The 12,864-nt window shown below is 49.3% G+C and carries 15 protein-coding genes and 1 rRNA gene; 6 read left to right on the forward strand and 10 right to left on the reverse strand.

From position 1 onward, the window contains the following. Positions 1 to 2 precede the first annotated feature (2 nt). Both glnG and OH663_RS19505 read left to right on the forward strand, forming a co-directional pair. Positions 3 to 1,412, forward strand: coding sequence for a nitrogen regulation protein NR(I) (gene glnG / locus OH663_RS19500; RefSeq protein ID WP_045449862.1), 1,410 nt, complete (start codon positions 3 to 5; stop codon positions 1,410 to 1,412). 112 nt (positions 1,413 to 1,524) lie between these two features. Then, positions 1,525 to 1,635, forward strand: a complete 111-nt coding sequence (locus tag OH663_RS19505) for a YshB family small membrane protein (RefSeq protein ID WP_096758886.1) — start codon at positions 1,525 to 1,527, stop codon at positions 1,633 to 1,635. A gap of 90 nt (positions 1,636 to 1,725) precedes the next feature. Here the strand turns inward: OH663_RS19505 and hemN are convergent, their stop codons facing one another. The 3 genes from hemN to OH663_RS19520 form a co-directional block, all read right to left on the reverse strand. Further along, entirely contained in the window at positions 1,726 to 3,099 is a 1,374-nt protein-coding gene (gene hemN / locus OH663_RS19510; protein ID WP_200012953.1) for an oxygen-independent coproporphyrinogen III oxidase, read from the reverse strand. A gap of 188 nt (positions 3,100 to 3,287) precedes the next feature. Continuing rightward, complete coding sequence (gene yihI / locus OH663_RS19515) at positions 3,288 to 3,797, reverse strand: Der GTPase-activating protein YihI (protein ID WP_240703920.1); 510 nt, start codon at positions 3,795 to 3,797, stop codon at positions 3,288 to 3,290. Positions 3,798 to 3,909: 112 nt separating this feature from the next. Then, a complete protein-coding gene (locus tag OH663_RS19520; RefSeq protein ID WP_045449860.1) occupies positions 3,910 to 4,158 on the reverse strand; it encodes a hypothetical protein in 249 nt (82 codons plus the stop codon). Positions 4,159 to 4,361: 203 nt separating this feature from the next. On the opposite strand from OH663_RS19520, the gene yihA reads away from it, so the two are divergent. Beyond that, positions 4,362 to 4,994, forward strand: coding sequence for a ribosome biogenesis GTP-binding protein YihA/YsxC (gene yihA / locus OH663_RS19525; RefSeq protein ID WP_048223516.1), 633 nt, complete (start codon positions 4,362 to 4,364; stop codon positions 4,992 to 4,994). Between the two features lie 251 nt (positions 4,995 to 5,245). Here yihA and spfP read toward each other — a convergent pair whose 3' ends face one another. The 3 genes from spfP to OH663_RS19535 form a co-directional block, all read right to left on the reverse strand. Then, the gene (spfP, locus tag OH663_RS26125) at positions 5,246 to 5,293 is read right to left on the reverse strand and encodes a small protein SpfP (RefSeq protein WP_071892919.1); all 48 of its coding nucleotides are present in this window, start codon (positions 5,291 to 5,293) and stop codon (positions 5,246 to 5,248) included. A 166-nt stretch (positions 5,294 to 5,459) separates the two neighbouring features. Continuing rightward, the gene (polA, locus tag OH663_RS19530; protein WP_045449188.1) at positions 5,460 to 8,246 is read right to left on the reverse strand and encodes a DNA polymerase I; all 2,787 of its coding nucleotides are present in this window, start codon (positions 8,244 to 8,246) and stop codon (positions 5,460 to 5,462) included. Between the two features lie 242 nt (positions 8,247 to 8,488). Beyond that, positions 8,489 to 8,797, reverse strand: coding sequence for a hypothetical protein (locus tag OH663_RS19535; protein ID WP_223307034.1), 309 nt, complete (start codon positions 8,795 to 8,797; stop codon positions 8,489 to 8,491). On the opposite strand from OH663_RS19535, the gene OH663_RS19540 reads away from it, so the two are divergent. After that, entirely contained in the window at positions 8,691 to 9,545 is an 855-nt protein-coding gene (locus tag OH663_RS19540; RefSeq protein WP_233617292.1) for an acyltransferase, read from the forward strand. The two genes, OH663_RS19535 and OH663_RS19540, sit on opposite strands and share 107 nt — an antisense overlap. A 13-nt stretch (positions 9,546 to 9,558) precedes the next feature. Here the strand turns inward: OH663_RS19540 and dsbA are convergent, their stop codons facing one another. The 3 genes from dsbA to OH663_RS19555 all read right to left on the reverse strand — a co-directional run bounded on the left by dsbA (position 9,559) and on the right by OH663_RS19555 (position 11,531). Next, a complete protein-coding gene (dsbA, locus tag OH663_RS19545) occupies positions 9,559 to 10,182 on the reverse strand; it encodes a thiol:disulfide interchange protein DsbA (protein WP_045449183.1) in 624 nt (207 codons plus the stop codon). A gap of 16 nt (positions 10,183 to 10,198) precedes the next feature. Continuing rightward, positions 10,199 to 11,185: a serine/threonine protein kinase gene (locus tag OH663_RS19550; RefSeq protein WP_045449181.1), complete on the reverse strand. Its 987-nt coding sequence runs from the start codon at positions 11,183 to 11,185 to the stop codon at positions 10,199 to 10,201. A gap of 76 nt (positions 11,186 to 11,261) precedes the next feature. Further along, entirely contained in the window at positions 11,262 to 11,531 is a 270-nt protein-coding gene (locus OH663_RS19555) for a YihD family protein (RefSeq protein ID WP_042325406.1), read from the reverse strand. A gap of 69 nt (positions 11,532 to 11,600) precedes the next feature. Here OH663_RS19555 and mobA point away from each other — a divergent pair, with 69 nt between their 5' ends. Both mobA and mobB read left to right on the forward strand, forming a co-directional pair. Beyond that, positions 11,601 to 12,185, forward strand: a complete 585-nt coding sequence (mobA, locus tag OH663_RS19560; RefSeq protein WP_045449178.1) for a molybdenum cofactor guanylyltransferase MobA — start codon at positions 11,601 to 11,603, stop codon at positions 12,183 to 12,185. Then, positions 12,182 to 12,685, forward strand: a complete 504-nt coding sequence (gene mobB, locus OH663_RS19565) for a molybdopterin-guanine dinucleotide biosynthesis protein MobB (protein WP_045449857.1) — start codon at positions 12,182 to 12,184, stop codon at positions 12,683 to 12,685. Before mobA ends, mobB begins: the two co-directional genes overlap by 4 nt. Before the next feature lie 101 nt (positions 12,686 to 12,786). Here the strand turns inward: mobB and rrf are convergent. After that, positions 12,787 to 12,864: ribosomal RNA gene (rrf, locus tag OH663_RS26130) — 5S ribosomal RNA — on the reverse strand; the annotation flags it as partial.

The raw sequence follows: 12,864 nt of genomic DNA on the forward strand, positions 1-12,864 counted from the left end.
TTATGCAACGAGGAATAGTCTGGGTAGTTGATGACGATAGTTCCATCCGTTGGGTGCTTGAACGTGCGCTCGCAGGGGCAGGACTTAGCTGCACGACATTTGAAAGTGGTAAAGAAGTGCTGGATGCGCTGGCCAGCAAAACGCCGGACGTGCTGTTATCGGATATCCGAATGCCGGGTATGGACGGCCTGACGCTGTTAAAACAGATCAAACAGCGCCATCCAATGCTTCCGGTCATCATAATGACGGCACATTCCGATCTGGATGCCGCCGTCAGCGCCTATCAGCAAGGGGCTTTCGATTATCTGCCTAAGCCTTTTGATATCGACGAGGCTGTTGCACTGGTCGAGCGCGCTATCAGCCATTATCAGGAACAGCAGCAACCGCGGAATATTCAGATCAACGGCCCGACGACCGATATCATCGGTGAAGCCCCCGCGATGCAGGATGTATTTCGCATTATTGGGCGGCTTTCCCGTTCTTCAATAAGCGTATTAATCAACGGTGAATCCGGGACAGGTAAAGAACTGGTCGCCCACGCCCTGCACCGTCACAGTCCTCGCGTCAAAGCGCCTTTTATCGCACTTAATATGGCGGCTATCCCGAAGGATTTGATCGAATCTGAGCTGTTTGGCCATGAAAAAGGGGCGTTTACCGGTGCGAATACCATTCGTCAGGGGCGCTTCGAACAGGCCGACGGTGGCACACTTTTCCTCGACGAAATTGGTGATATGCCGCTGGATGTACAAACGCGGTTATTGCGCGTATTAGCCGACGGGCAATTTTACCGCGTTGGCGGCTATGCGCCAGTGAAGGTGGATGTACGTATCATCGCGGCGACACATCAGAATCTCGAACTGCGTGTGCAGGAAGGCAAGTTTCGTGAGGACTTATTCCATCGTCTGAACGTTATTCGCGTCCATTTGCCGCCGCTGCGTGAACGTCGGGAAGATATCCCCCGCCTGGCTCGTCATTTTCTACAGGACGCCGCCCGCGAACTGGGCGTCGAAGCCAAGCAATTACACCCCGAAACCGAAGCAGCGCTCACACGTCTTGCCTGGCCGGGGAACGTGCGCCAGCTTGAGAACACCTGCCGCTGGTTAACCGTAATGGCCGCCGGGCAGGAAGTGCTAATTCAGGACTTACCGGCTGAACTGTTTGAGGCCACAGTTCCAGATGCCCCTTCGCACTTGCAACCGGACAGCTGGGCAACCTTACTGGCACAGTGGGCTGACAGGGCATTACGTTCCGGTCATCAAAACTTACTGTCTGAGGCGCAACCTGAAATGGAACGTACGCTGTTAACCACTGCGCTACGCCACACCCAAGGGCACAAACAGGAAGCGGCACGCTTGTTAGGATGGGGGCGTAACACCTTGACGCGTAAATTAAAAGAGCTCGGAATGGAGTGACAATTTGTCACTGTGTAAAGATTGATAATTGAGCGCAAATTGCTGCTATTTTGTACTTTACTGTTCCGATGAGTTAAGTATGATCGTGCCCGGCAAACGGGGAGAAGTCATCATGCTGGAATCAATCATTAATCTTCTGTCGAGCGGTTCAGTAGAAAGCCATACGCCACAAACTGCGGTTGCCGCAGTGCTGTGTGCGGCGCTGGTTGGACTGTTTAGCTGAATGCGTGCCGGGTGGCGCTACCGCTTATCCAGCTTACAGGTTGTCACGACTTGTAGGCCCGGTAAGCGGTAGCGCCACCGGGCAACATCACTAAATCACCCGCGAGAACTGCTGTATCCGTGCTTTCTGACGCAAATAAGCATCAAAGCACATGCAGATATTACGGATCAGCAGGCGGCCTTTCGGCGTAACCTGAATCCCCTTCTGATTGACGTCCACCAGCCCATCTTCCGCCAGCGGTGCCAGCAGTTTCAGGTCTTCGGCAAAATATTCAATAAAGTTCAGCCCCCATTGCTGCTCCACGGCGGCGTAATCGAGGCGGAAGTTACAGATAAGCGCCTTAATAACGTCACGGCGAATGCAGTCATCACGGGTTAACGCGATCCCACGCCACAAAGCATCACCGCGCTCATCTACCTGCTGATAGTAAAGCTTCAGCTCTTTCTGGTTCTGTGCGTAACAGTCGCCAATCATACTGATGGCAGAAACACCCATCCCCAGCAGGTCAGTATCACCCTGGGTGGTGTAGCCCTGGAAATTACGATGCAGAACGCCTTCTCGCTGCGCAACTGCCAGCTCATCATCCGGGCGGGCAAAGTGATCCATCCCAATGAACTGATAGCCAGTTTCGGTCAGTGAGGAGATGGTTTCCTGCAGAATATCCAGCTTCTGTTGCGCGCTGGGCAGATCAACATCTTTGATCTTGCGCTGGGCGGCAAAAAGCGTCGGCAGGTGCGCATAGTTAAAGACGCTCAGGCGGTCGGGATTCAGCTCTGCCACACGCTTCAGAGTGAAAGCAAAGCTCTCCGGCGTCTGTTTTGGCAGCCCGTAAATAAGGTCGATATTCGTCGAGGTAAAGCCAATATCACGCGCATGATTAAGCAGCGCAAAAATGAACTCCTCGTCCTGTTCGCGGTTCACCAGACGCTGAACTTCTTTGTTGAAGTCCTGCACACCCATGCTCAGGCGGTTAAACCCTTCTGCACGTAAATGATCAAGGACATCCAGCTCGATTTCACGTGGATCCACTTCGATCGAGATTTCGGCATCAGCGTTAAAGTGGAAGTTGTCACGTAACAACGTCATCAAACGGCTGATCTGTGCTTTATTCAAATAAGTGGGGGTGCCACCACCCCAGTGCAGCTGGCTAACATGTCGTCCGGCAAACAACGGTGCACGATGAATAATTTCTTGTTCCAGCACATCCAGATATTGATCGGCTTTATGCTGCTGACGAGTCACAATTTTGTTGCAGCCACAGAAGTAGCACAGTTTGTGGCAAAACGGGATATGGACGTATAAAGAGAGTGGACGTTCAGGGTAACGCGCAACTGCCTGCGAAAACGCCTCTGCACCGTAGTCTTCAGAAAACTCCAGCGCGGTCGGGTACGAGGTATATCGTGGCCCGGAATAGTTATATTTCTGGATCAGGGCCAGATCCCAGTCTATTAGCTGTTCAGACATGCTCACTCCTTCCGATGGCGTTTCTGGCGAGTACGGCGTACCGGCTTAGTCCCATTGTGGGTGATAAGCCGGCTGCGCAGCCACTTTTGGCGCCGCGACAATCGCTGTAGTTTAACGAATAACCACACCAGATAACATATAACCGGAAGGGTTATAAGCAGGACAGGAAGGCCCACGGTACAAAACCGTTAGTTACCACCCTTCAGCAGGCGCATCATATCTTCCTGCTTTTCATCCTCTTCATCTTCCTCTTCGTCGTCATAGGAGAGACCCAGCTTTTGCATCAGCTCATCAATGCGATCCAGCTTGGCATCAACCCATGCCTGATCTTCATCACTCAGGGTTTCTCCCGCTTCAAGACGTTCCAGCAGCGCATCCAGGCGCTCATCCGTTTCCAGTAAATCCAACTCAGCCTGTGGTGAAAGCATAGGTTTCTCACTCTTCGGTTTGTGCTGTTTGGTGACCTTTTCGGTCACACCCAATGCAATGGGGGTTTTACTGCCAATACGAGGATCTTTGTGCTTACTTTGGTTTCCGCCACCTGATGCGCCGTCACTACCGGTCGCACGGCTACCTGCCGCATGACCACGGTGTTTTTTCTGGCGTTTACGGTCACGGGCTTCCTGGTTAATCTCTTCGCGTGTTTTACGGCGCGCTTTTGCAGGACCTTTACCGCGTGGTGTAGAAGTTGGTTTCATCATGATTCGTCTTTGGCTGTTTTTATCCAGTATATAATTGCGCCGGAATCTAGCAGAAATAAAGAAAAAAGGCGACAGAGTAATCTGTCGCCTTTTTTCCTGACTCTCACCCTTAACAGGCTTTACAATCCATGTTGGCTATCAACACACCCTGTTTTTCCCTTAGCCTGAAACATTCCGTGTTGTTTCCATTTCCTTTTACTAACGTCTCCGGACGTTTGTCTTCCTGACAATCCTGTGTCTTCGCCTCCTGGCGCTCCTGACCCTCATCCTGAGTCGTATATCCTGTAAGCTTCCTCGCTATGGACGCTACTTTACCCTTTTGGCTTAACCGTACAAGTAACCTGGGTAGTAATTTCAGCTCTTCAGAGTATAAATAATGGTTAATTATCTGATTTATTTGAGTTATATCATTATTTGCTCTGTCATATCGCATAGATTCGATCGGCAATGTCTCACAAAGCGCGCGGTTTTTACTTACACAACACACTTGTCGAAAAGCCAGCCTTTTGCTGGTGTTCAGGTATAATCGCTGCAAAGCCTTGATTGATGGAGACGACCGCTTTGACTAATTTGAATTATCAACAGACGCACTTTGTGATGAGTGCGCCTGATATTCGCCATTTACCTTCCGATACGGGAATCGAAGTGGCTTTTGCTGGCCGTTCCAACGCAGGCAAATCCAGCGCGCTAAATACCCTGACAAATCAAAAGGGTCTGGCGCGTACCTCTAAAACACCTGGCCGTACACAGCTCATCAACCTTTTTGAAGTTGTTGACGGCAAGCGTCTGGTTGACTTGCCGGGATACGGTTATGCAGAAGTTCCGGAAGAGATGAAGCGCAAATGGCAACGCGCGCTTGCTGAATACCTGGAAAAACGTCAGAGCCTGCAAGGTTTGGTTGTCCTGATGGACATTCGCCATCCACTAAAAGATCTCGATCAGCAGATGATTCTGTGGGCAGTAGAGAGCAACGTTCAGGTTCTGGTATTACTGACCAAAGCGGACAAACTGGCCAGCGGTGCACGGAAAGCCCAATTGAATACGGTACGTGAAGCGGTGCTGGCATTTAATGGCGATGTACAGGTCGAAGCATTCTCATCGCTGAAGAAGCTGGGCGTGGACAAACTGCGTCAGAAGCTGGATGTCTGGTTTAGCGAACTGGCGCCGATTGAAGAGATGCAGGACGGGGAATAATCCACTGATATGCCGGATAGTGACGTTACACGCCTTATCCGGCCTACAGATCTTTATTATTGCTTTAAATAATTCGAGTTGCGTAAAGGCGGCGATACCAGGAAAAATTCGTCGGAAACGACTTTGAACAGCTGAAGGCGCCTCCGGTGAGGGACTGGAGTGAGCAAGAAAGCCAACGCATATACAGCTTGAAGTATGACGAGCACAATAAAAAACGCCCCAGTCATTACTGACTGGGGCGGCTAAAATATTCAGCCAAATCCGATTACGTGAAGTAAAAGGTCTGAAAGATAGAACATCTTACCTCTGTACCCTACGCGAATAACTTTACTCTTTTTTGAGCAGCTCAGAAAGTACTTTTTGTAATTTTTTTTCAATCCCGACATAGGGAATTCTAATGAATATCACAAAAAACTCTATCTTATGTTGCTTAGTTACGAAAAGAGCGCGTTATTCATTGAACCCTTAGTGCGCTTGATCCCAGTTTTCACCACTACCCACTTCCACCAGTAACGGCACATCAATCCGCGTCCCATTTTCCATCAGTTGATGGATCTTTTTCGATACGCTTTCCAGGTCATCTTTATGCACTTCAAATACCAGTTCATCGTGTACCTGCATGATCATGCGTACGCGCGGCTGCTCGGCTTGTAGCCATCCGTCCACATCTATCATGGCTCGCTTGATAATATCTGCAGCAGTACCCTGCATCGGGGCATTAATCGCTGCGCGTTCAGCACCGGCGCGGCGAGCGCCATTACTGGATTTAATATCCGGCAGATAGAGGCGACGCCCTTCCAGGGTTTCAACATACCCTTGCTCTTTTGCCTGTGCGCGCGTGCGTTCCATGTATTCCATTACGCCAGGGTAACGTTCGAAGTAGAGATCCATGTATTTCTGCGCTTCTTTACGCGGAATATTCAACTGGCGCGCAAGACCAAAAGCGCTCATCCCATAGATCAGACCAAAGTTGATAGCTTTCGCACTGCGACGCTGCTCGTTGGTCACAGAATCGAGCGGCAAGCCAAAGACTTCAGCAGCCGTTGCGCGGTGAATGTCCTTCCCTTCAGCAAACGCAGTGAGCAGGCCTTTGTCACGCGAGAGATGCGCCATAATACGCAGTTCAATCTGCGAGTAGTCCGCAGAGACAATAACGTAGTCTTCTGGTGCAATAAACGCCTGGCGAATACGACGACCTTCCTCATTACGAACCGGAATATTTTGCAGGTTAGGGTCGGTAGAAGATAAGCGACCAGTAGCCGTGACTGCCTGATGGTACGAGGTATGTACGCGTCCGGTTTTAGGATTGATCATCAAAGGAAGTTTATCCGTATAGGTAGACTTCAATTTTGCCAACCCACGATATTCCAGAATCACCTTCGGCAATGGGTAATCCAGCGCTAACTCTTCCAGCACTTCTTCCGACGTTGACGGCGCACCACCCGGTGTTTTCTTCAGCGGTTTGATACCCTGCTTTTCAAACAGAATGGTTTGCAGTTGCTTGGTAGAAGAGAGGTTAAATGCCTCTCCAGCTATCTCATGCGCTTTTTTCTCCAGCTCCGTCAAACGCAGTGTTAGCTCTTCTGAATGTTTGTGCAGTACCGCCGGATCAATTTTCACACCATTGCGTTCTACGCGAGATAGTACTGGTACCAGCGGCATATCGATCTTCTCGAACACATTTAGCGGCCCTTGATGCTTTTGCAGTTCTGGCCACATTTTCAAGTGCAACTGTAACGTAACGTCAGCATCTTCCGCGGCATAACGTCCGGCTTCTTCCAGTGCAATCTGGTTAAAGGTCAGTTGGTTTTTACCCTTCCCGGCGATCTCTTCAAAAGTGATCGTTTTATGTTTCAGCCAACGATCGGACAGGCTGTCCATGTCGTGTCGTCCGGCAACACTGTTGAGAATGTAGGATTCGAGCATGGTATCAAAGACGATGCCGCGCAGCTCAATTCCGTAGTTTGCCAGTATGCCACGATCGTACTTCAGATTTTGCCCAACCTTATGCGCCTTTTCATCTTCCAGCAGCGGCTTCAGCAGCGTCAACGCACGGTCGCGAGAGATCTGATCGGGAGCATCCAGGTAATCATGGGCAACAGGAACATATGCAGCTATGCCTGGCTCAATGGCAAAAGAGAGACCAACCAGGTTCGCAGAGATGTTATCCAGGCTGTCAGTTTCAGTATCAAAGGCAAAGACCGGTGCTTTTTTTAGCTTCGTAATCCACTCTTCCAGCGTCGCTTCGTCCAGAATAGTGACATAGTTATCGAATGAGAGAACTGTTGCCGGCTCCTCAGGCGTTTCATCGATAGCTATTGTTTCCTGTGGTTTTGCCGCTGGCTTTGTTCCTTTCGCCTGCAGCCATTTGCCGGCTTCAACGTCAGCAACCCAGCGTTTGAACTCATATTGCTTAAACAGGCCAAGCAGTTCGTCAGCTGCAGGCTGGCGCACTTCCAACTGCTCACAGGTTAATTCAAGTTCAACATCCGTTTTAATCGTGGCCAACTTATAAGAAAGGTATGCCACTTCTTTATTCTGCTCGAGTTTGCCAGCCATGGTTTTTGCACCACGGAAGGTTAGCCCCGCGATTTTGTCTGATTCAGCATAGAGGGTATCCAGCCCTCCCAGTCCCTGAAGCAATGCCTGAGCTGTTTTTTCACCCACTCCCGGAACACCTGGAATGTTATCGGAGGAGTCGCCCATCAGCGCCAGGAAATCGATGATCAGCTCAGGTGGCACGCCATACTTATTCACTACCTCATCCGGACCGAGGATAGTATTGGTCATAGTATTGATAAGCGTGATATTTGGTGTCACCAGTTGAGCCATGTCTTTATCACCGGTACTGATCAGCACCGGGCGCCCTATTTTCTCTGCTTCTCGCGCCAGCGTACCGATGACATCGTCCGCTTCCACACCGGAAACCGCCAGTAACGGCAGCCCCATCGCTTTGACCATCGCATGTAAAGGTTCTATCTGCGCACGCAGATCGTCCGGCATTGGCGGACGATGTGATTTGTAATGCTCGAATAACTCATCACGGAAGGTTTTACCCTTAGCGTCGAAGACCACTGCAGCATGCGTCGGCTGGTATTGCAGAATCAAGCTACGCAGCATGTTGAGGACACCGTACATAGCGCCCGTAGGCTCTCCCGAGCTGTTGGTCAGCGGCGGAAACGCATGGTATGCGCGATACAGGTAAGATGAGCCATCTACGAGGATAAGTGGGTTTTCTGGGATCTGAACCATAATGTCCGTGCCTGTTTATCAGATTATGGGTAAAGGATGCCACAGACAGGATGAAAACATGAGTTTTTCACCGCATTTGTGGAAAAACTTTTGCAGATCTTCTGGACTGTTCGCAAAGTGAGCTGTGGATAACTTTGTGAGTAAATAATTTTCAGCCCTTTAAATACAGCAAGATAATTTATAAAGCATAATAATTTTATATATTTTTCATCGCGTTATATTGAGCAGCAGAATTTTATAGCTTATTTTAGACTTATATCTGGATGTGGATAGATATTACCTTTTTTTCTATTCAGCGAAGACCCGTCATTTGGTTCGTTTTCTGATAAAATCAGCCCCTTGCGCCTCTTTCGCGCACTATCTATGGCTAACCTTTTGAATAATTTAATTATGACGAGAATACTCGCTGCGATAACGCTGTTGCTGAGTATCGTATTGACCATATTGGTCACGATTTTTTGTTCTGTGCCGATCATCCTTGCCGGGGTTGTAAAACTCCTTTTGCCCTTTCCCATCGTCTGGCGCAAGGTATCCGTCTTCTGTAATTTCATGATGTACTGCTGGTGTGAAGGTCTGGCGTTACTGTTACACCTTAATCCGCGACTGAAGTGGGACGTTGAAGGACTGGAAGGTCTTAGCAAGAAAAACTGGTATCTGCTCATCTGCAATCACTACAGCTGGGCTGATATCGTTGTGCTTTGCGTTTTGTTCCGTAAACACATCCCCATGAATAAATATTTCCTTAAGCAGCAACTCGCCTGGGTCCCCTTTATTGGACTGGCATGCTGGGCGCTGGATATGCCGTTTATGAAACGCTATTCGCGCGGCTATTTGCTCCGTCATCCGGAACGACGCGGTAAAGATGTGGCAACAACGCGTCGCTCTTGTGAGAAGTTTCGCCTCCATCCGACAACCATTGTGAATTTTGTTGAAGGTTCGCGCTTCACGAAAGAGAAACACCTGCAAACCCGCTCGCCATATCAAAATCTATTGCCCCCCAAGGCCGCGGGCATTGCGATGGCGCTAAATGTACTAGGGTCTCAGTTCGATAAATTGCTCAACATTACGCTGTGTTATCCAGAAAACAGTCATCGTCCTTTCTACGATATGCTGAGTGGCAAGCTGACACGCATTGTCGTGAGAGTGAATCTGGAGACAATTAAAGAAGAACTGCACGGTGATTACGTTAACGATAAAGGATTTAAACGTCGGTTCCAGCTGTGGCTGAATACGCTGTGGAGTGAGAAAGACATGCAACTTGATGCGATTAAAGCCTCACATAAAAAAGCCGGTCAGTGACCGGCTTTTTCTTTTACTTCTGACCAACCAGATATTTCACGGTATCAGCATACTGCTGTACAAAGATATCCATGCTGCTGGTATCCATACCCTGCGGATTTACCTGATACTTACCATTAACAAACATCGCCGGGACGCCCTGCAGTTGCAGATCAGCCGCCGCTTTTTCCTGCTGTGCGACGAGTGATTTCACCACGAAGCTATTCCATGCAGCATCATAGTCTTCACCTTTAATACCCGCATCGACAAACACTTTACGAATATCAGCAACAGACTGGACGGTCTGCGTTTTCTGTACCCCTTCAAACAACGGTACAGTAACTTTATCTTCAACGCCCAGTGCCAAAGCAACAGCCCACGCCTGAGTCAGGTCTTTGCCAAGAGGCCCCAAAAACTCAACGTGATATTTGGTCATTTTGGTGCCTTCCGGCAGTTTTTTCTTCACGTTATCAGAGACGTGAAGCACTTCTTCAAACTGGTAGCAATGCGGGCAGTAGAAGGAGAAAAACTCCAACACCTGAGGCTCACCCACAATAGGCTTTTCCAGTGTGATGTACTGCTTGCCATCCTGGAACTGCGCTGCCGATGCGCTAAAAGCTAAGATCATACCAGCCAGCGCCAGCCATATTTTTTTCATGTTCAGGTCTCTCCGATTAATACATTGGCGTTAATTGTAAGGGGGGGTCTTGCAGAATTTTAGCCTGCTCAATAAAGGTCGCGGTCTGACGTTGCCAGTAATCTTCCCCGGTTAACCATGGAAAGTTTTTAGGGAACGCAGGGTCAGCCCAACGTCGAATCAGCCAGGCAAGATAATAAACTAAACGCATGGCGCGTAAAGGTTCAATGAGTCCGATTTCAGCGATGTCAAACTCACTAAACTCTTCATAAGCCTCAATAATGGTTTCAAGCTGCATACGTTGTTCTGCTTTATCGCCATTAAGGAGCATCCATAGATCCTGCATTGCCGGACCATTACGAGCATCATCTAAATCGACGAACATCGGGCCATCACGCCACAGAATGTTCCCGGCATGGCAGTCACCGTGCAATCGTAGCGTTTCAAAACGGGTATGCCAGCGCTCGGTAACCACCGTGATGAGCGCATCCGTTGCCTTAAGGAAAGCTGCCTTTTGCCCTGCAGGAATGATCCGCGCATGCTCGAAAAGTTTACGCGGCTCAGTCAGATACTCTTCAAGACCAATTGTCGGTCGAAAGGCAAAAGAACGTTTACGTCCAGTTTGATGCAGGCGTCCCAGATAGCGGCCCACCGCCTCCATCTGATCGATGTTGTCGGCTTCAAACTGGCGGCCACCCACACTGGGGAATATCGCATAGTGAAATCCCTGATGACCCAATAACGTCTGGCCATCAAACACAATTGGCGCCGCAACGGGTACATCATCGCGCACCAGTTCAAGGGCAAACTGGTGTTCTTCCAGTATTTGATCAACAGACCAGCGTTCAGGACGGTAAAACTTTACGACAAAACGTCGACGGTCTTCATCCTGGAATTGATAGACACGATTTTCATAGCTGTTAAGCGGGGTCAGCCCGGAATCCACCCGGATCCCCTGCTCAAACAGTGCATCCATGATGGTATCCGGGTGTAGCGTCTGGAAAGTAAAAGCGTTGTCGTTCATCCCATCATCCGGAAAATACTACGAATGATTCAGGATATCATTTCGCAGCGCTTTCGGTGGCGGCGATTACAAGGTTTTACTCTTTAATTACGCCACGTGCTCGCAGGAGTGCAGTTTTAAAATCTTCTTCATAATCTTTTTGAATACCTGGAATCACTGCGTCTTTCGCAGAGTCGCGCATTTTCAGGTGGTAGATCAGAATATCATCAGTTAAATCCGCCAGTTCTCCGTCAAAACCTGACTCTTTTGCCAGTTTCTGCAAAAATTGCATCAGGTTAAGATCGGGTTCTTTCTGCCAGGCCGGCTGGAGGAGTTCAATAACTTCATTCAGACGTTTACATTTCATGGTTGTGCTCCTTAGTCTTAATACGAATACGTTAGCAGGGTCAATCCCACATTAAAAGAGGCGATATCAGTGATTCTGGATAGTGCAATAACAGGGGTTGTTCTGGCTGGCGGTAAGGCCAGACGAATGGGTGGAACAGATAAAGGCCTTCTTGAACTTCACGGTAAGCCGTTATGGAGACACGTGGCGGATACCCTCGCCTTGCAGGTTAAGACCGTCGTGGTTAACGCCAATCGCCATCAGGATGTTTATCAACAAAGCGGCTTGAAAGTTATCCCCGATTTATTGGCCGATTTTCCTGGCCCGCTGGCCGGAATGCTGTCAGTTTTTCAGCAGGAAGCTGGTGACTGGTTTCTATTCTGTCCTTGCGATATGCCATATATTCCCCACAGCCTGGCCGCACGTTTAAAAGAGCAACGTAGCTCTGCGCCAGTCGTATGGGTGCACGATGGAGAACGGGATCACCCGACAATTGCGCTGATGAATAGAAAAATAGTGCCGTTGTTACAGGACTACCTTCAGTCTGGTGAACGACGCGTAATGGTCTTTATGCGTCTGGCTGGCGGGCATGCCGTCGATTTCAGCGATCACAGAGACGCATTCGTAAATGTGAATACACCAGAAGAACTCGCGAGATGGCAGACAAAATCATGATCCCATTACTCGGCATTGCGGCATGGAGTGGTACAGGAAAAACCACACTGCTCAAAAAGCTGATACCGGAACTGTGCGCCAGAGGTATTCGCCCTGGATTGATCAAGCATACACACCACGATATGGACGTCGATAAACCCGGCAAAGATAGCTATGAACTGCGTAAAGCTGGAGCAGCTCAAACACTGGTCGCCAGCCAGCAGCGCTGGGCATTGATGACGGAAACGCCAGAAGAGCCCAAGTTGGACTTAACATATCTGGTGAGCAGAATGGATGCTTCAACGTTAGATATGGTGCTTGTCGAGGGTTTTAAGCATGAAGCTGTCGCGAAGATCATGCTTTTTCGTGAAGGTTGTGGTCGCAACAAGGAAGAATTAACGATTGATGAACATGTTGTCGCGGTTGCAAGCGATGTTCCACTCATGGTGGATGTTCCATTGTTAGATATAAACGATATACCACAGATAGCGGCATTTATTTTACGGTGGCTAAAGCAATGAACGTAATCCGGATGAGGCGTTTACGCCGAATCCGGCACTTTTCACAACGCATAGACGCAAAAAAGCCCATCCGGCAGGATGGGCTTCTTCACTGGTTTGATGCCTGGCAGTTCCCTACTCTCGCATGGGGAGACCCCACACTACCATCGGCGCTACGGCGTTTCACTTCTGAGTTCGGC

Origin of the sequence: Citrobacter sp. Marseille-Q5395, from assembly GCF_947057495.1 — a bacterium.
Taxonomy (GTDB): domain Bacteria; phylum Pseudomonadota; class Gammaproteobacteria; order Enterobacterales; family Enterobacteriaceae; genus Citrobacter; species Citrobacter murliniae.

Coding starts and splice junctions, on each gene's coding strand:
- polA (WP_045449188.1), bottom strand. CDS start 8,246: ATGGTTCAGATCCCAGAAAACCCACTTATCCTCGTAGATGGCTCATCT.
- OH663_RS19505 (WP_096758886.1), top strand. CDS start 1,525: ATGCTGGAATCAATCATTAATCTTCTGTCGAGCGGTTCAGTAGAAAGC.
- OH663_RS19535 (WP_223307034.1), bottom strand. CDS start 8,797: ATGAAATTACAGAAGACGGATACCTTGCGCCAGACGATGGGAAAGGGC.
- mobB (WP_045449857.1), top strand. CDS start 12,182: ATGATCCCATTACTCGGCATTGCGGCATGGAGTGGTACAGGAAAAACC.
- glnG (WP_045449862.1), top strand. CDS start 3: ATGCAACGAGGAATAGTCTGGGTAGTTGATGACGATAGTTCCATCCGT.
- dsbA (WP_045449183.1), bottom strand. CDS start 10,182: ATGAAAAAAATATGGCTGGCGCTGGCTGGTATGATCTTAGCTTTTAGC.
- OH663_RS19550 (WP_045449181.1), bottom strand. CDS start 11,185: ATGAACGACAACGCTTTTACTTTCCAGACGCTACACCCGGATACCATC.
- hemN (WP_200012953.1), bottom strand. CDS start 3,099: ATGTCTGAACAGCTAATAGACTGGGATCTGGCCCTGATCCAGAAATAT.
- OH663_RS19555 (WP_042325406.1), bottom strand. CDS start 11,531: ATGAAATGTAAACGTCTGAATGAAGTTATTGAACTCCTCCAGCCGGCC.
- yihI (WP_240703920.1), bottom strand. CDS start 3,797: ATGAAACCAACTTCTACACCACGCGGTAAAGGTCCTGCAAAAGCGCGC.